Consider the following 16,360-nt stretch of genomic DNA (forward strand, 5'->3'; position numbering starts at 1 on the left):
GGGGTCTCGCCTGGATCAGGCCGCCGACGCCGGCTTCTTGAGCTCGACCTCGCGCCGCCTGCGCCGGGCCAGCACCACGCGCCGCTCGGCGGCCGTCAGCCCGCCCCACACTCCGTACGGCTCGGGCTGGAGCAGCGCGTGCTCCCGGCACTCGACCATCACCGGACAGCGGGCGCAGACCCGCTTCGCAGCCTCCTCGCGCGACAGCCGGGCGGCCGTCGGCTCCTTCGACGGGGCGAAGAACAGTACGGCCTCGTCCCGGCGGCACACCGCCTCCGCGTGCCAGGGTCCGGCCTGATCTTCCCGAGCAGGAATTCGCTGGGGCGGAACGGCGGCCACCTGCAAGGACTGATGCGGCAGTTGCAGCACGGTCTACTCCTGACGACGGCTTCGCGAGCGAGAGACGATGCAGCACTCCCTACCCGCTGTGCGCACTCCTATTCACTGAGTGGCACTGAGTTGCGGGGTACGGAATTGCGGGATGGGCGCTCGCGGCCGGAAAGCACTCCGGGGCGGAGCCGTCAGCCGAGGCGTTTGCGCAGGCGGTCATGGAGATCGGCGATGAACCGGCCCCGCTTCGGCTTGGCTTCGACATTGCCGAAAACCGAATACCCGTTGACGACGACGACCGGGGCCTCGGGATCGGCGGCCTCCAGTGTGAGGACGTCGAAGTTGCCGAAGAAGCCGGTGCCGCTTCCGCGCAGCGAGATGTTCTCGGGTACGCGGATCTCGACATTGCCGAAAATGGAGGTCGCGTTGATCACGGTCAGCCGCTGCCCGAACAGCGCCTCGGTGAGGTCGATCTCGATATTGCCGAAGAGCGAGAAGGCGTTGGTGCGGCGGCTCACGCGCCAACGGCCCTTGCGGGTGGAGCTGGAGAAGACGGCGACCAGATTCTCGGCCGGTCCGGCGGGCTCGTCGGGCCCGTAGGCGTACGCGGGCGAATCGGGGCGCTTGCGGGTCGCGGGCAAGTCCCGGACGATCGGCTCCAGTTCGCCGAGAGTCTTGGCCCGGTAGACGGCGTCGATCCGCTCGGAGTGCTCCTCGGCGTCCAGCCGGCCCTCGGCCAGGGCATCCCTGAGGATGTCCGCGACCCGATCACGGTCGGCATCGGAGGCACGGATGGCGTCGCCGGGCTCGGCGGGGGCGACGGGCTTCTGGGAGTGCTTGTCGAGGTCCACGGATTCAGCGTAGCGAAACGCGATAGATCGCGACTAGGTCCTGTCCGGTCGATCAGGCCGGATCAGTGAGCGGCCCGCCGCGGAGCGGCTGATGTCACCGCGGTGCGTGCAGCTGCAAGGCGGAGGATGGGGGTCCCCCCGCCGAAGGCAGGGGGAGAGCCCACGCGGAGCGTAGGCGACTGACGACAACGCAGCGTGGGGGCACCGCCCGTGCCCGAAGGGCTGCGGGGGTGGGGGCCCCTCCCACGCCGAAGGCTGTGGGGGAGCGCGCCAGGGCACGCGAGCCCGGCAAGATCGGCCGGGCAGGACCTCCGAGTCCTGTCCGGGATCGGGCGCGCGCCGCCGGACCGCCGGGGCTCCGCCGAGGACAGGCCCGCGCGTCCGGCGCGTGGCAGGCGCCGGGTGAGCCCTACCTCACAGACCGCGGCAGCGAACCGCGTTCTACGCTTGAGGGCGCGCTGCCAATGGAGGCCGCGTCGCTGTCTGCCGAGTGAGGAATGGGCGTAATGCCAGAGTTTGCGTACTCCGATCTGCTCCCTCTGGGAGAGGACACCACGCCCTTCCGGCTGGTGACCGCCGAGGGAGTCTCCACCTTCGAGGCCGACGGCCGTACGTTCCTCAAGGTCGAGCCGGAGGCGCTGCGCAAGCTCGCCGCCGAGGCCATGCACGACATCTCGCACTATCTTCGGCCCGCCCACCTCGCGCAGCTGCGGCGCATCATCGACGACCCGGAGGCCTCCTCCAACGACAAGTTCGTCGCACTCGACCTGCTCAAGAACGCGAACATCGCCGCCGCGGGCGTCCTCCCGATGTGCCAGGACACCGGCACGGCGATCGTGATGGGCAAGCGCGGGCAGAACGTGCTGACGCAGGGCGGCGACGAGGAAGCCCTCTCCCGCGGCATCTACGACGCGTACACCAAGCTCAACCTGCGCTACTCCCAGATGGCTCCGCTCACCATGTGGGAGGAGAAGAACACCGGCTCCAACCTCCCCGCCCAGATCGAGCTGTACGCCACCGACGGCGGCGCGTACAAGTTCCTCTTCATGGCGAAGGGCGGCGGCTCCGCCAACAAGTCCTTCCTCTACCAGGAGACCAAGGCGGTCCTGAACGAGGCCTCCATGATGAAGTTCCTGGAGGAGAAGATCCGCTCGCTGGGCACCGCCGCGTGCCCGCCGTACCACCTGGCCATCGTCGTCGGCGGCACGAGCGCCGAATTCGCCCTGAAGACCGCGAAGTACGCCTCCGCGCACTACCTCGACGAGCTGCCCGCCGAGGGCTCCCCCACCGGCCACGGCTTCCGCGACAAGGAGCTGGAGGAGAAGGTCTTCGAGCTCACCCAGAAGATCGGCATCGGCGCGCAGTTCGGCGGCAAGTACTTCTGCCACGACGTGCGCGTGGTCCGGCTTCCGCGGCACGGCGCCTCGCTGCCCGTCGCGATCGCCGTCTCCTGTTCGGCCGACCGCCAGGCCACCGCGAAGATCACCGCGGAGGGCGTGTTCCTGGAGCAGCTGGAGACCGACCCGGCGCGCTTCCTGCCGGACACGACGGACACTGAGCTCAATGGCGGCTCCGCCGCGGGCCTGGACGAGGCGGGGGACGTCGTACGCATCGACCTCAACCGGCCGATGGACGAGGTGCTCGCCGAGCTCACCAAGTACCCGGTCAAGACCCGGCTCTCGCTGACCGGCCCGCTGGTCGTGGCGCGCGACATCGCGCACGCCAAGATCAAGGAACGGCTCGACGCGGGCGAGGAGATGCCGCAGTACCTCAAGGACCACCCCGTCTACTACGCCGGTCCCGCGAAGACGCCCGAGGGCTACGCCTCCGGCTCCTTCGGGCCGACGACGGCGGGCCGTATGGACTCCTACGTCGAGCAGTTCCAGGCTGCGGGCGGCTCCAAGGTCATGCTCGCCAAGGGAAACCGCTCGAAGCAGGTCACGGACGCGTGCGGGGCGCACGGCGGCTTCTACCTCGGCTCGATCGGGGGGCCCGCGGCGCGGCTGGCACAGGACTGCATCAAGAAGGTCGAGGTCGTGGAGTACGAGGAGCTGGGGATGGAGGCGGTCTGGCGGATCGAGGTGGAGGACTTCCCGGCGTTCATCGTGGTCGACGACAAGGGGAACGACTTCTTCACCGAGCCGGCCCCGGCTCCGACGTTCACGTCGATCCCCGTGCGGGGGCCGGGCCTGGCGTAGCACCTGGGGAGGGCCTGAACGCCGGACGGGCTGACATTCAGCCCGTCCGGCGTGGGAACCCGGCTGCAGAACTAGCCGAAGCGCTGGTCCGGCCCGCCCGTGCACGGGTGCAACCGCACCGCGTCCCGCGCGGCCGACAGCGTCAGGCACAGCCCCGTCGCCGACGCCGGCCGTACCGTCCCGCCCGTGCGGACGAACTGCTGGTTCGCACCGCCGTGGCAGTTCCACAGGATCAGCGCCGTACCGGCCGTATATCTGCCGCCCGGCACGTCCAGGCACCGGTCCTGCGTCAGCTCCGTATGCAGCGATCTGCGCCCCTCGTCGTACCACCAGCCCTGGTTACGCCCGCCGTGGCAGTCCCAGCCCACAACGCCCGTCCCGTTGCGGCTCACCGCGCCCGCGACGTCCATGCACGACCCCGTCGCCTCGTTCCTCAGCGGCTTGTATGCCTCGTCCCACGCCCCCGCGTACAGCGCGGGCTTTCCGCCGGATGCGACGTCCGCGCAACTCGCCTCGCTCAGCCCCGAGTTGTAGAGCTGGGTCAGGCAGGAGGCGAAGGCCGCGTGCCCGCGCACATTGGGGTGGAAGGACTGGCGGACCGAATTGGAGTCCGGCGGGAAGGGGTTGGACAGGTCGATGTACAGACCGCGCGCCCAGGTGTCCTCCATGCAGACCTCGTGGCCGTGGAAGAGCCGGGAGTTGTCCAGATAGACCGCCCCGGTGGACTGCGCCACCCTGCGCATGCCGCGTTCGAAGGCGGGGACGGCCGTGTTGCGCCCCCAGACCGTGTCGGAGTCGTAGCCCATGCCGCCGCAGATCAGCTTGCCGGGGAAGTGGGGGTTGTCGCGGAAGTCCGGGCCGATGGGGCTCGGGTAGCCCATGACAACCAGTTTGTAGTCGATGTCGGCGTAGCCGGCGTCGTGCATCACGGTGCGCAGGTCGCGTACCGTCTGCTCGACCTTGGGGACGAGGCCGTCGACGCGGGACTGCCAGCCGGGGGCGTACTTCGGCTCGCAGGGGCCCTGGATCAGCACATAGCGCGTCACACAGTCGGTCATCACCGGGCCGAACTGGAGGTCGTCGTTGGCTCCGGCCACCAACAGCACCATCTTGATACGGGTGTTGCGCGCCTTGATGGCGAGGTTGTCGCTCTGGACCAGCTCGTCGGCGTACTGCTTCGAGCCGCCGATCCTGATGTTCCCGGTGTACGCACCGGAGCAGGAGACGTTGTACGTGACGTCGGCCGCGATACCCGTGCGGTGGATGGCGGCGTCGGGGGAACGGTGGCACCAGTTGTCCGGGCCATTGGTGCCGGGTTCGTATGTGCCGACGCCCTCGCCGGAGATCTCACTGTCGCCGAGCGAGATCAGGCCGGTCTTGCGCTCGGCGAGCGGGCGTTCCGCGGGGCTGCCGTAGAGCGTGACGGCCTCGGCGGCGCGGATGGACTCCAGCTCCGGCGGGAGCGGTAAGGCCGCGGTGGCGGCGGTCCGGGTCTCCTCGGCCCGGGCGGTGGTGGCGGCTGTGGTCATTGCGCCAAGTCCGGCCGCCATGGCGACCGCGACCGCGACCGTGCAGCGAAGTCTTCGTCCCGTGCGCCTCATTGCGCCTCCCCGGTTTGTCGTTGACTGGGGTATTTACTGGCCGGTAGCGCAGATGGGAATAGACGGAACACGACACGTGCTCATCTTTTCGGGAGGTACGACAGAGATGACTGACGCGAACCAGTACCGGATCGAGCACGACTCCATGGGTGAGGTGCGCGTCCCCGCACACGCCAAGTGGCGGGCCCAGACCCAGCGGGCCGTGGAGAACTTCCCCATCTCCGGCCAGCGTCTTGAGCGGGCCCATATCGAGGCCCTGGCGCGGATCAAGGCGGCCGCCGCCCTGGTCAACGCCGAACTGGGCGTGTTGGACAAGGACATCGCGGGCGCGATCGCGGAAGCTGCCGCCGAGGTCGCTGCCGGCCGCTGGGACGAACACTTCCCGGTGGACGTTTTCCAGACCGGATCCGGCACGTCCTCGAACATGAACGCCAACGAGGTCATCGCGACACTGGCCACCGAGCGCCTCGGCCGCGAGGTCCACCCGAATGACCATGTGAACGCGTCCCAGTCGTCCAACGACGTCTTCCCCTCCTCCATCCACATCGCCGCCACGGCGGCCGTGACGCGGGATCTGATCCCCGCGCTGGATCATCTGGCGGCCTGTCTGGAGCGCAAGTCCGCCGAGTTCTCGGACGTCGTCAAGTCGGGCCGTACGCACCTGATGGACGCCACCCCGGTCACGCTGGGCCAGGAGTTCGGCGGCTATGCCGCGCAGATCCGCCACGGCGTGGAACGACTGGAGTCGTCGCTGCCCCGCCTCGCCGAACTCCCCCTGGGCGGTACGGCGGTGGGCACCGGCATCAACACCCCGCCCGGCTTCCCGGCCGAGGTGATCGCCGAGGTCGCCCGCGCCACCGGGCTGCCGCTGACCGAGGCCCGCGACCATTTCGAGGCACAGGGCGCGCGTGACGCTCTCGTCGAGACCTCGGGCCAGCTGCGTACCGTCGCCGTCTCGCTCACCAAGATCTCCAACGATCTGCGGTGGATGTCGAGCGGCCCGCGCACCGGACTCGCCGAGATCAACCTCCCCGACCTGCAGCCCGGCTCCTCGATCATGCCCGGCAAGGTCAACCCGGTGATCCCGGAGGCCGTGCTGATGGTCGCGGCGCAGGTGACCGGCAATGACACGACCGTCGCCACGGCCGGCGCCGCCGGGAACTTCGAGCTGAACGTGATGCTCCCGGTGATCGCCAAGAATCTGCTGGAGTCGGTCAGGCTGCTCACCAACGCCTCGCGGCTGCTGGCGGACCGTACCGTCGACGGCATCACGGCCAATGTCGAGCGGGCCCGGGAGTACGCCGAGTCCTCGCCGTCGGTCGTCACGCCGCTGAACAAGTACCTCGGCTACGAGGAGGCGGCCAAGGTCGCCAAGAAGTCGCTGGCCGAGCGCAAGACGATCCGCGAGGTCGTCCTGGAGTCCGGCTATGTGGAGCGTGGAGCCCTGACCGTCGAACAGCTCGACGCGGCCCTCGACGTACTGCGTATGACACGCCCCTGACGCGTTCCTGACGTCCCGGACCCTTCCTGACACGCATCCCTGACGTCCCGGACCCATCCTGACGTATCCGCCCGCCGGTGCCGTGACCTGAGTCGCAGCGGGGCCCCGGCCGTCCTCCTAAGATCTGCTCATGACAGGCATCGAACGCATCGCACGCTGGACGCCCGGGGACCACATCCTCTGGCGCTATCGCGGCCATGCCCCGGACCTGTCGGGAGCCGGCTTCCCCATCTGCCGCCCCGTGACCGTCGTGGAGGACAGCGAGGAGCGTCTCGCCGTGTGGATGGCGCCGGGCACCCAGTGCGTGAAGCCGGTGCTCGCCGACGGCACACCCGTCCACCAGGAACCTCTCGCCACCCGCTACACCGCTCCGCGCACCGTCGCCCGCGCCCGCTGGTCCGGCGCGGGTGTGCTGAAGCTGGCGCGGCCCGGGGAACCGTGGTCGGTGTGGCTGTTCTGGGAGCGCGGCTGGCGCTTTCGCAATTGGTACGTCAACCTCGAGGAGCCACACACCCGTTGGGCGGGCGGTGTCGACTCCGAGGACCACTTCCTGGACGTGTCGGTCCATCCGGACCGCAGCTGGCGCTGGCACGACGAGGACGAGTTCGACCAGGCCCGGCTCGTCGGCCTGATGGACGAGGAGAAGGCGGCGCGGGTACGGGAGGCGGGCGAGGCGGCCGTGAAGGTCATCAAGGCCTGGGGAGCACCGTTCTCGGACGGCTGGGAGCACTGGCGGCCCGACCCTTCTTGGCCGGTTCCCGAGCTGCCCGTGGACTGGGACAGACAGCCCTCGCAGCTCATGTCCTGAGTCCGCGACAGGGACGATGAGCGATGTGGCTGGTTCCGGTACGGGAACTCGCTCCTGCACATACGACCTCGTGAGACTCTTGATGCGCCCCCCAGGGGCAAACGTAGGATCGTCGTCCGCAAGGCTGCGCCGCTTCGGCAACCATTGAGCGCAGCACACGACCTGACCGTAAGTCATCACGAGGCAATGCAGAGGGGGTGGAGCTGTGCCGAATGCCCGCCATCCTGTCGACGCCGCCCGCAGAACGGTTGTTTCGCCCGGGGGCTCGGGGGTTATCCCCCGAGGTAGTACCGCACCGCTCCACGAGGTGATCGCATCGCACAACCGGCCCGGACGGACGGAATCCCACGAGTGACGGAGCAGCCCACCTCCCACGAAGGCCGGCAGCCCCTGGCTGCGCGGCCGCACGAACGCACCCGGCCTCGCTCGGAGGTACCCGGCCCCTCTGCCGTGCCCTCGCCCGCCGGTCCCCCGCAGGACCTGGCGGGGACGGCGCGCCGCGAAGGCGACCGGCTGCGTTTCGTGGGGGCGGCGACGCGGCGCATCGCACGCGGGATAGATCTGGACGAGATCGTGCTCGGGCTGTGCAGGGCGACCGTGCCGACCTTCTCCGACGCGATCCTCGTCTATCTCCGCGACCCGCTGCCGGTGGGCGACGAACGGCCCGTTTCGCCGTTCGTCCTGCGCCTGCGCCGTACCGACAGGCTGCGTTTAGCCGGTGAGGACGCCGAGCTCGGCCCCGCTGTCCCCATCCCGGTCCTGGACCCGCAGACCGACCTCTCACCGACGGCAGAGCTGTGCGAGGTGCGGTCCGGAGGTGCGCTCTCCGAAGTGCTGCGCGGGGTGCGGCCGGTCTTCGGCGACTCCGCGGCCGCCCGGGCCGCGCTGCCCGAGCTGCTGGGCGACGGCCGTACGGTGCCCAGCGGCCACCGCGCGATACTCGCCCCGCTCCGCGGCAGGCGCCGGGTGATCGGCGCCGCCGTCTTCCTGCGCCGACCCGACCGGCCCGCCTTCGAGCCCAACGACCTTCTGGTCGCGGCCCAGTTGGCGACCCACACCGCGCTCGGCATCGACAAGGCCGTGCTGTACGGACGCGAGGCGTACATCGCCGACGAACTCCAGCGCACGATGCTGCCGGACTCGCTGCCCCAGCCGACCGGTGTCCGGCTCGCCTCGCGCTATCTGCCGGCGGCCGAGACGGCCCGCGTCGGCGGCGACTGGTACGACGCGATCCCGCTGCCCGGCAGCCGGGTGGCGCTGGTCGTCGGCGATGTCATGGGCCACTCCATGACATCGGCCGCGATCATGGGCCAGCTACGGACCACCGCTCAGACGCTCGCCGGGCTCGACCTGCCGCCGCAGGAGGTCCTGCACCACCTCGACGAGCAGGCCCAGCGGCTGGGCACCGACCGGATGGCGACATGCCTGTACGCCGTCTACGACCCGGTCGCCCACCGCATCACCATCGCCAACGCCGGCCACCCGCCGCCGATCCTGCTGCACCTGGGAGGGCGGGCCGAGGTGCTGCGCGTACCGCCGGGAGCGCCCATCGGCGTGGGCGGGGTGGACTTCGAGGCCGTGGAGCTGGACGCCCCGGCCGGCGCGACCCTGCTGCTGTACACCGACGGCTTGGTCGAGTCCCGGCTGCGCGACGTGTGGACGGGGATCGAGCAGCTTCGGGAGCGCCTTGCCGCCACCGCCCAGCTGACCGGGCCCGACCACTCGCCGCCGCTGGAGGCCCTGTGCGACGACGTGCTCGACATGCTCGGCCCGGGCGACCGGGACGACGACATCGCGCTGCTCGCGGCCCGCTTCGACGGGATCGCGCCGAGCGATGTCGCGTACTGGTTCCTGGACCCGGAGGATTCCGCCCCGAGCCGTGCCCGCCGCCTCGCCCGCAGGGCCCTGGCCCGCTGGGGTTTGGAGGAGCTGAGCGATTCGGTGGAGCTGCTGGTCAGCGAGGTGGTGACCAATGCCGTGAGGTATGCGGAGCGGCCTGTGACGCTGCGGCTGCTGCGTACGGACGTACTGCGCTGCGAGGTCGGCGACGACTCCCCGCAGCTGCCCAGACAGCGGCGGGCACGGGACACCGACGAGGGCGGACGCGGACTCTTCCTGGTGAACCGGCTGGCCAGGCGGTGGGGGGCCACACGCCTGTCGACCGGCAAGGTTGTCTGGTTCGAGCTTCCCACCCGTAGCTGACCCACATCCGGACCTTGTCCATGTGTACGACAGTGCCCGCAGATCGAACGATCTGCGGGCACTGTCGTACGGCTGCCGGGCGGGCTACGGCTTGATGACGGGATTGCCGTCCGGCCCGCCGGAAGTGCCGTCGGCGGGATCGGTTGACGGCGCGATCGTCGGCGACTGAGTGGGCGACTGGGTCGGTTCGCCCGTCGGCGTCTTGGTGGGCTTGCCCGTCGGCGTCTTGGTGGGCTTCTTCGTCGGAGTGTTCTTCGGTCCCTTGGACGGGGTCTGCGAAGGCGTCTCGGACGGGGACTGGGTCGGCGTCGGGTCCGGGTCCGCGGTCGCGCCCTCCTCGACCTCCAGGTCGAACTCGGCCGCGGCGGCCTCGTCGCTGAGCGCGCCCGTCGTGTACTGCTTCCAGATCTTCGCCGGGACACCACCACCGTTGGCGCGGCCCTCGTTGACTGTATTGGTCAGCGTGACCTGTCCGCCCTTGGGGTCCTCGCCGAACAGGGCGACAGCGGTGACCAGTTCGGGGGTGTAGCCCACGAACCAGGCCGAGCGGTTGTTCTCCGAGGTACCGGTCTTGCCCGCCGCCTGGTAGTCACCGGCCGCGTTGGTGCCCGAGCCGGACTTCACGACGCCCGTCATGGCTGCGGTCGTGGTGTCCGCCGCCTCGCGGCTGATGGCCTGGTCGCCCACCGGCTCGGGCAGATCGGGCTTGAACGACTTGTGCTCGGCGGACTTCAGAATCGTCGGCGTGACCTTCTTGCCATGGTTGTCGAAGGTCGCGTACACCCCGGCCATGTCCCAGGTGGAGGCGCCCATCGTGCCGAGCGACATCGCCGGCCGCTCCGGAAAGTCCTTGCCGTCCTTCATGCCGAGGTCGAGCGCGGTCTTCTTCGCCTTCTGCGGGGTGACGTCCACGATCATCTGTGCGAAGACGGAGTTGATGGAGCTGTTCGTCGCCCGCTGGACGCTGACCGGCCCGTAATCCTGGTCGTCCTCGTTCTCCGGCGCGAAGGGGGTGTCGCTGCCCACGACCGGCCGCTTGCTGGTGCCGTCGTACTTCGTGTTCAGGCCGATCCTGAGTCCGTCCTGGGTCTCGGCGCCGTTCTCCAGGGCCGAGGCGAGGACGATGGGCTTGAAGGTCGACGCGGGCTGGTAGTCGCGGCGGGTCGCGTTGGACAGCCAGTGCTCGGTGGCACCGATGCCGCCGTAGAGGGCGACGACATGCCCCGTCTTCGGGTCGACGGACGTCGCGCCCGCCTGGACGGTCGCGTCGGCCTTGTCCTTCTTGCGGTCGAGCCTCTCCTCGAGCTGCTTGTTCACCGACTTGACCAGTTGCTTCTGGCGCTTCTCGTCGATGTTGAGGGTGATCGTCCAGCCGCCGGCCTTGATCTTCTCCTCGCTGATGCCTGCGCGCTCCAGCTCGGCGTTGGCCGCGTCGACGAGGTAGCCGGTCTGACCCTCCATGCCCGGGGCGGCCTTGGGCTCCTTCGGCACGGGGAACTTCAGACCCGCGCGCGTGCCGGGGTCGAGCCAGTTCTCCTCGACCATGTTGTCGAGTACGTAGTTCCAACGCTCCTTGACCAGCTTCTTGCCGGCGCCCGAGGCGACGGCCCAGTCGTACTGGCTGGGGGCCTGGAGCAGGGCGGCGAGATAGGCGCCCTGGGCGACGTCCAGGTCCTTGGCGTCCTTGCGGTAGTACGCCTGGGCCGCGGCCTGGATTCCGTACGCACTGCGCCCGTAGTAGGCCGTGTTGATGTACCCGGCCAGGATCTCGCTCTTCTCCTTCTTCTGGTCCACCTTGAGCGAGATCACCAGCTCCTTGAGCTTGCGGGTGACCGTCTGGTCTTGGTTCAGGTAGTAGTTCTTGACGTACTGCTGGGTGATGGTGGAGCCGCCCTGCTTGCCCTTGCCCGTGAGGGTGTTCATCAGGCCGCGGGCGGTGCCCTTGAAGTCGACTCCGGAGTCCTTGAAGAAGGTCTTGTTCTCGGCCGCGACGAAGGTGAACTGCACGTCCCTGGGGATTTTCTCGAGCCCGACGATCTCGCGGTTGATTTTGCCGGAGCGGGCGAGGATCTTGCCGTTGCTGTACTTGTAGACGTTGCTCTGCATCTCGGCCTGGGCGTTGGCCGTGGGCACGGGCACGATCAGATAGATCACGAAGAACGCGCCCATCGCCAGCAGGCAGAGGCCGAAGAAGGTGCCCAGCAGCTTCCTCCAGGTGAAGAAGCGCCGTATGCCGGTTGGCTTGGCTTTCTTCGCCCGGCGCGCGCCGCGCTGCCGGGCCTGCCGCTCGTCCGCTCGGCCCATCGCTTCGTTGCTCCGCTCGTCGTCTTCTGTGGTCGCTTGGCCGGAATCGGCCCGGAATCAGCTCAGAAAGCTAACACCGCCCGTCCAGACAAAGGGCAACCGATCCGGTCTTTTCCTGACGTGAGAATCAGCACCCCGTCTCATGGAACCGACTCATGAGAGGTGCGCAGGGTTGCGAAGACGATTAAAGTGATATCACTATGCTAGAACGTCGGCGGGGGTCGCCGACGGCACGAACGGGGAGCAAACATGCCTGTCACCAGTACGTCGACCGTGGACGACCTGCCTCAGATGCCGACGCCACAGGTCCGTGAGATTCCGGCACACAGCATCGGCGGGGGACTCGCGCTGCTGCTGGGGCTGCTCGGCCTCGGAGGCGGAGTGGCACTCGTCGTGACCGGTGCGTCCGCCGGCGCGGCCGGCACGAAGGCGGCACTGATAGTCCTCGGCATCGTGATCGCGGTCACGGCCTTCTTCGCGATGTGCGGGCTGAACACGGTCGCGCCCGGCGAGGCGCGGGTGGTCCAGCTCTTCGGGCGCTACCGGGGCACGATCCGTACGGACGGACTGCGCTGGGTCAACCCGCTCACCTCGCGGACCAAGATCTCGACGCGGGTACGGAACCACGAGACCGCGGTACTGAAGGTCAACGACGCGTACGGCAACCCGATCGAACTCGCCGCCGTCGTGGTGTGGAAGGTCGAGGACACCGCGCAGGCGCTGTTCGAGGTCGACGACTTCCTGGAGTTCGTCTCGACGCAGACCGAAGCGGCTGTGCGGCACATCGCGATCGAGTACCCCTACGACGCGCACGACGAGGACGGCCTGTCGCTGCGCGGCAACGCGGAAGAGATCACGGAGAAGCTGGCGGTGGAGCTGCACGCGCGCGTAGAGGCGGCGGGCGTCCACATCATCGAGTCCCGCTTCACGCACCTCGCGTACGCACCGGAGATCGCGTCCGCGATGCTGCAGCGCCAGCAGGCCGGAGCGGTGGTCGCGGCACGGCGGCAGATCGTGGACGGCGCGGTCGGCATGGTCGAGGCGGCGCTGGCCAGGATCCAGGAACAGGACATCGTGGAGCTCGACGCGGAACGGAAGGCGGCGATGGTGTCGAATCTGATGGTGGTGCTGTGCGGCGACCGCGCGGCCCAGCCGGTCCTCAACACGGGCACGCTCTACCAGTGACGCCGCCGCCCGAGCGTAAGCAGGTGCTGCTGCGGCTCGACCCGGCGGTGTACGAGGCGCTGGCGCGGTGGGCGTCGGACGAGCTGCGCAGCGCGAACGCGCAGATCGAGTTCGTGCTGCGCCGCGCCTTGTCGGACGCGGGCCGTCTGCCGGGGGGCGTCGGCCCGCTCCCGCGGCGTGGCCGCCCGCCGACGCCCGCGCCGCGGGACGAGAAGGAGTAGCCGGGCCCGCCGGGGACGGACCCGCGCCTTGTCGGCGCGGGTCCGCTCCGCTTCCGCCCGATCAGATCCCTCCGTACTCCTTCATCACCCGCCTGGCCTGGGCGAAGAGCATGCCCACGTTCACCGACTTGCGGCAGACCGCGACCACGACGACGTCCTGGCTCTCGTTCATCCGGATGAACAGATGCGTCAAGTTGTCGCTGTTCACCAGGATTTCCTGGAAGTAGTGCTGATCGCTGGTGACACCCCTGCGCTCCTTGAAGACGTCCTCGATCATCACCACCGTGCGCCCCTGGAACAGGTCCAGCGTCGCTCCCGCGAGCAGGTCCAGGACCTCCGGCGGGTGGCTGTCGACGGTCTCGTAGGACAGGAGCATGCCGGTCGCCATGTCGACGACACCGGCCGCGAGACAGTCCGGTGTCTCGGCTCTCATGGCCTTCACCAAAGCCATGACGTGTTCCGAGAACCCCTGTGTCATGCGTTTCGTCGCCATGCGCGTTACTTCCCTTCGGACAGGATGGCTCCGATGCGCTTCAGCATCGGCTGGGAATCCAGGTGGAGTCGTTCGACGTCGAGGCCCTCGTCACCGAGCACCACCATCAGTGCCGTGTCGCCCACCGCGTACACGGCCGCACAGCCCTGGTTTCCGTAGACGACCGTGCGCCGCAGCGATCCGCGGCCCGTGGCCGTTGTCGTACGCCGGGCAAGGCCGAGGCCGGCCGCGGCGAGCGCGGCGAGCCCGTTCGGTTCGATGGCGTCCTCGGTGTCGGCGGCGATGAGCAGCCCGTCGACGGCCACCACCGCCGTATCGGTAATTCCTGGTATCTGGTCGCGAAGTCCCTTCATTTCCCCGGCCAGAGCCTTATGATCCATTCACTGAACCCCCTCGCACATGTGCATGTTTTTCCCGGCCCCTTCAGGAGTCCGTGACCCCGGAATTCGCTGCCCGGGTACGGCTTCGAAATCGGAAGAGCCCTTTCCAGCTCGTCGCGGAAACGTCCGCGGCGAGAGTCTTCTCCGTAATCCCGCTGGCCCCGGGAGTACGGCGGGGCAGATCGCCGGTCGCGTCCGCTCCGTCCGGGGCGGTGGCCGGACGCCTCGGAACCGGAGCCTGCGCCGCGAGCACGCGAGGGACGCCGGTCGGCGCGCTGCGCGTGGCTCGCTCCAGCAGCCCCTCGCCGAGCATCCGTGAGATCTCGACGGTCACGTGGTAGACGCCCCGGCCGATCATGAAGGCGATGTCCCGTGGGGTGCGCCTGCCGTCGGCGAGAAAGAGGATCTCCTTCCGGTGGGGCGCCAGGTCCTCGGCCGGTCCGTCGACGCCGCGGCCGGCGACGACCCGCTCGCGGTCGGGCAGGACGGGGTGGGGCAGCGCGGCAAGAGCGGCGAGTTTCCGGACCGCGTTGTCGAGCAGCCGCAGCGGGTCCTCGCCTGGGCCGACCGGGACGAGCGGACCGCTCTCGGGATCGGCGATGCACTCGCCCATGTCTCCCGCGATGACGGCGAAGACCGCGTCCTGCAGGGCCATCGCGGATACGACCTGAAGTTCGGCGGCGCCGATCTGCCCGCGCGCGACCAGTTCGGCGCCGGGCCTGCGCGCGTCCATGCCCGCCGGGACCAGATCGGCCCAGTCCGCCTCGCTGATCCGGCCGGAGCGCAGCAGCAGCGTCTGGATTCCGGGGGCGCCCGGGCTCTCGACCGCCACCACGCTGCCCTGCCGGAGATGGAACACTCCGCCGGGTCTGCCGCACACCCGCAGGACCATGGTGGATCCGGCCGCGCGGCACTGGGCCAACGCCAGTGAGAGCACTCCGTGTCCGGCACGGTGAAGGGATTCGCGGATGTCCGGCATCACTTCCCCCTTGGCAGCCGCGCCCTTCGATTCGGGGCACATGAATTGCAGCGCACACGAATGTCGGGGCGCATGAATTTCGCACTGGTGCCTGACATCTGACACCGAGGGGGTATGTGTATCAGCCGCGGAGCCGACTCTTCCGCCAGTCATGCAATATGACCGAAGCTGCAATGTCCCGCCGGTCGGAGACCGTCGACGATCAGAAAACCGACCGGCTACTTAAGAGTCAGCTCCGGCGGACAGCACCCGGACCGGGAGCACGGCCATCGCCTTCCGCAGCGCCTGCGCGAACTCGACGAACTCGCCCTGGCGTGCCGCGCCCGCACGCATCGCCAGGGCGATCCGGCGCGCGGGAGCCGGCTCCGCGAAGTACCCCGTCTGCAGCCGCCCGCCGCGGCCGGTCTCGACGTCGATCGCCGTACGCGGCAACAGCGTCACGCCGAGCCCGCCCGCGACCAGTTGCACAAGCGTCGACAGACCCGCGGCCGTGGTGGTCACCGGGGCACCCTCGGTGCGTCCCGCCTCGCGGCAGATGTCGAGGGCCTGGTCGCGCAGGCAGTGACCTTCGTCGAGCAGCAGCAGATGCAGCTCGCGCAGTGCCTCGCGCGGGATGTCCTGCCGGCCGCCCAGCCAGTGGTCCTCGGGCGTCACAAGAACAAAGTCCTCGTCGAACAGCGGAAGTTCCATCACCCCCGGCACCCCCAGGGGCACGGCGAGCAGCAGCAGATCGAGCCGCCCGGCCCCGAGGCCGTCCAGCAGTGAGGAGGTCTGCTCCTCGTGGACCTGGAGATCGAGGTCGGGATAACGGTCGTGGACGAGCCGCAGCACGTTCGGCAGCAGATAGGGAGCGACGGTCGGGATCACTCCGAGCCTGAGGACTCCGGTGAAGGGGGCGCGTACCGCCTCGGCCTCCTCCATCAGCTCACCGACCGCGTCCAGCACCGCCCGGGCCCGGGCCGCGAGCCTCTCCCCGGCCGGGGAGAGCAGCACCTTACGGGTCGTACGCTCCAGCAGCTGGACACCCAGTGCCACCTCAAGTGCGGACACCGCTCCGGAGAGCGCGGGCTGACTCATCCCGATTGCTGCCGCTGCGTCCCGGAAGTGCAGATGCTCGGCCACGGCCGCGAAGGCACGCAGTTGCGCGAGGCTCGGTTGTTTCATCCCGTTTGCTCCGCCCACTGATAGCTGTCTCCGATCGCGGCGACCGAGTCTAGCTATTTTTATGATCAATGCACCCTGTGCCAGGATCGAGCTCCGTCCAACCCCTGGAAGACCCCACAAGGGAAATCCACCTTCGCAAGGAG

The 16,360-nt window shown here is 69.2% G+C and carries 14 protein-coding genes; 6 read left to right on the forward strand and 8 right to left on the reverse strand.

The annotated features are described in order from the left end of the window. Positions 1 to 15: 15 nt before the first annotated feature. Both FBY35_RS12770 and FBY35_RS12775 read right to left on the reverse strand, forming a co-directional pair. Positions 16 to 369: a WhiB family transcriptional regulator gene (locus tag FBY35_RS12770; protein ID WP_142213917.1), complete on the reverse strand. Its 354-nt coding sequence runs from the start codon at positions 367 to 369 to the stop codon at positions 16 to 18. A gap of 152 nt (positions 370 to 521) precedes the next feature. Next, positions 522 to 1,181 (reverse strand): DUF1707 domain-containing protein, encoded by a 660-nt coding sequence (locus FBY35_RS12775; RefSeq protein ID WP_142213918.1) that lies wholly within the window; start codon positions 1,179 to 1,181, stop codon positions 522 to 524. Positions 1,182 to 1,678: 497 nt separating this feature from the next. Here FBY35_RS12775 and FBY35_RS12780 point away from each other — a divergent pair, with 497 nt between their 5' ends. After that, the gene (locus tag FBY35_RS12780) at positions 1,679 to 3,379 is read left to right on the forward strand and encodes a fumarate hydratase (protein ID WP_142213919.1); all 1,701 of its coding nucleotides are present in this window, start codon (positions 1,679 to 1,681) and stop codon (positions 3,377 to 3,379) included. A gap of 71 nt (positions 3,380 to 3,450) precedes the next feature. Here the strand turns inward: FBY35_RS12780 and FBY35_RS12785 are convergent, their stop codons facing one another. After that, positions 3,451 to 4,980 (reverse strand): ricin-type beta-trefoil lectin domain protein, encoded by a 1,530-nt coding sequence (locus FBY35_RS12785; protein ID WP_142213920.1) that lies wholly within the window; start codon positions 4,978 to 4,980, stop codon positions 3,451 to 3,453. Positions 4,981 to 5,086: 106 nt separating this feature from the next. On the opposite strand from FBY35_RS12785, the gene FBY35_RS12790 reads away from it, so the two are divergent. The 3 genes from FBY35_RS12790 to FBY35_RS12800 all read left to right on the forward strand — a co-directional run bounded on the left by FBY35_RS12790 (position 5,087) and on the right by FBY35_RS12800 (position 9,491). Next, positions 5,087 to 6,481: an aspartate ammonia-lyase gene (locus tag FBY35_RS12790; protein ID WP_142213921.1), complete on the forward strand. Its 1,395-nt coding sequence runs from the start codon at positions 5,087 to 5,089 to the stop codon at positions 6,479 to 6,481. Positions 6,482 to 6,611: 130 nt separating this feature from the next. Next, positions 6,612 to 7,289, forward strand: coding sequence for a DUF402 domain-containing protein (locus FBY35_RS12795; protein WP_142213922.1), 678 nt, complete (start codon positions 6,612 to 6,614; stop codon positions 7,287 to 7,289). A 351-nt stretch (positions 7,290 to 7,640) separates the two neighbouring features. Beyond that, positions 7,641 to 9,491, forward strand: coding sequence for a SpoIIE family protein phosphatase (locus FBY35_RS12800; protein ID WP_142213923.1), 1,851 nt, complete (start codon positions 7,641 to 7,643; stop codon positions 9,489 to 9,491). Between the two features lie 84 nt (positions 9,492 to 9,575). Here the strand turns inward: FBY35_RS12800 and FBY35_RS12805 are convergent, their stop codons facing one another. Beyond that, positions 9,576 to 11,795: a transglycosylase domain-containing protein gene (locus FBY35_RS12805; RefSeq protein WP_142213924.1), complete on the reverse strand. Its 2,220-nt coding sequence runs from the start codon at positions 11,793 to 11,795 to the stop codon at positions 9,576 to 9,578. 249 nt (positions 11,796 to 12,044) lie between these two features. Between FBY35_RS12805 and FBY35_RS12810 the strand changes: the two genes are divergently transcribed. Both FBY35_RS12810 and FBY35_RS12815 read left to right on the forward strand, forming a co-directional pair. After that, the gene (locus tag FBY35_RS12810) at positions 12,045 to 12,980 is read left to right on the forward strand and encodes an SPFH domain-containing protein (protein WP_142213925.1); all 936 of its coding nucleotides are present in this window, start codon (positions 12,045 to 12,047) and stop codon (positions 12,978 to 12,980) included. Continuing rightward, the gene (locus FBY35_RS12815) at positions 12,926 to 13,201 is read left to right on the forward strand and encodes a hypothetical protein (RefSeq protein ID WP_142213926.1); all 276 of its coding nucleotides are present in this window, start codon (positions 12,926 to 12,928) and stop codon (positions 13,199 to 13,201) included. The genes FBY35_RS12810 and FBY35_RS12815 overlap by 55 nt, the downstream gene beginning before the upstream one ends. Positions 13,202 to 13,262: 61 nt before the next feature. Here the strand turns inward: FBY35_RS12815 and FBY35_RS12820 are convergent, their stop codons facing one another. From FBY35_RS12820 to FBY35_RS12835, 4 genes are all read right to left on the reverse strand, one after another. After that, on the reverse strand, positions 13,263 to 13,694 hold the full coding sequence (locus tag FBY35_RS12820) for a hypothetical protein (protein WP_142213927.1): 432 nt from the start codon (positions 13,692 to 13,694) through the stop codon (positions 13,263 to 13,265). Positions 13,695 to 13,699: 5 nt separating this feature from the next. Further along, positions 13,700 to 14,047, reverse strand: coding sequence for a roadblock/LC7 domain-containing protein (locus FBY35_RS12825; protein ID WP_260848598.1), 348 nt, complete (start codon positions 14,045 to 14,047; stop codon positions 13,700 to 13,702). 70 nt (positions 14,048 to 14,117) lie between these two features. Further along, positions 14,118 to 15,095, reverse strand: a complete 978-nt coding sequence (locus FBY35_RS12830; RefSeq protein WP_260848599.1) for a MarR family transcriptional regulator — start codon at positions 15,093 to 15,095, stop codon at positions 14,118 to 14,120. A gap of 180 nt (positions 15,096 to 15,275) precedes the next feature. Further along, positions 15,276 to 16,217, reverse strand: a complete 942-nt coding sequence (locus FBY35_RS12835) for a hydrogen peroxide-inducible genes activator (protein ID WP_142213929.1) — start codon at positions 16,215 to 16,217, stop codon at positions 15,276 to 15,278. Between the last annotated feature and the right edge of the window lie 143 nt (positions 16,218 to 16,360).

This window comes from Streptomyces sp. SLBN-118 (genome assembly GCF_006715635.1).
Classification (GTDB): Bacteria; Actinomycetota; Actinomycetes; order Streptomycetales; family Streptomycetaceae; genus Streptomyces.

Excerpts from the sequence above, each read along its gene's own strand:
- FBY35_RS12825 (WP_260848598.1), bottom strand. The coding sequence starts at position 14,047 with ATGAAGGGACTTCGCGACCAGATACCAGGAATTACCGATACGGCGGTG.
- FBY35_RS12835 (WP_142213929.1), bottom strand. The coding sequence starts at position 16,217 with ATGAAACAACCGAGCCTCGCGCAACTGCGTGCCTTCGCGGCCGTGGCC.
- FBY35_RS12820 (WP_142213927.1), bottom strand. The coding sequence starts at position 13,694 with ATGGCGACGAAACGCATGACACAGGGGTTCTCGGAACACGTCATGGCT.
- FBY35_RS12785 (WP_142213920.1), bottom strand. The coding sequence starts at position 4,980 with ATGAGGCGCACGGGACGAAGACTTCGCTGCACGGTCGCGGTCGCGGTC.
- FBY35_RS12795 (WP_142213922.1), top strand. The coding sequence starts at position 6,612 with ATGACAGGCATCGAACGCATCGCACGCTGGACGCCCGGGGACCACATC.
- FBY35_RS12790 (WP_142213921.1), top strand. The coding sequence starts at position 5,087 with ATGACTGACGCGAACCAGTACCGGATCGAGCACGACTCCATGGGTGAG.
- FBY35_RS12810 (WP_142213925.1), top strand. The coding sequence starts at position 12,045 with ATGCCTGTCACCAGTACGTCGACCGTGGACGACCTGCCTCAGATGCCG.
- FBY35_RS12830 (WP_260848599.1), bottom strand. The coding sequence starts at position 15,095 with ATGTGCCCCGAATCGAAGGGCGCGGCTGCCAAGGGGGAAGTGATGCCG.
- FBY35_RS12805 (WP_142213924.1), bottom strand. The coding sequence starts at position 11,795 with ATGGGCCGAGCGGACGAGCGGCAGGCCCGGCAGCGCGGCGCGCGCCGG.
- FBY35_RS12780 (WP_142213919.1), top strand. The coding sequence starts at position 1,679 with ATGGGCGTAATGCCAGAGTTTGCGTACTCCGATCTGCTCCCTCTGGGA.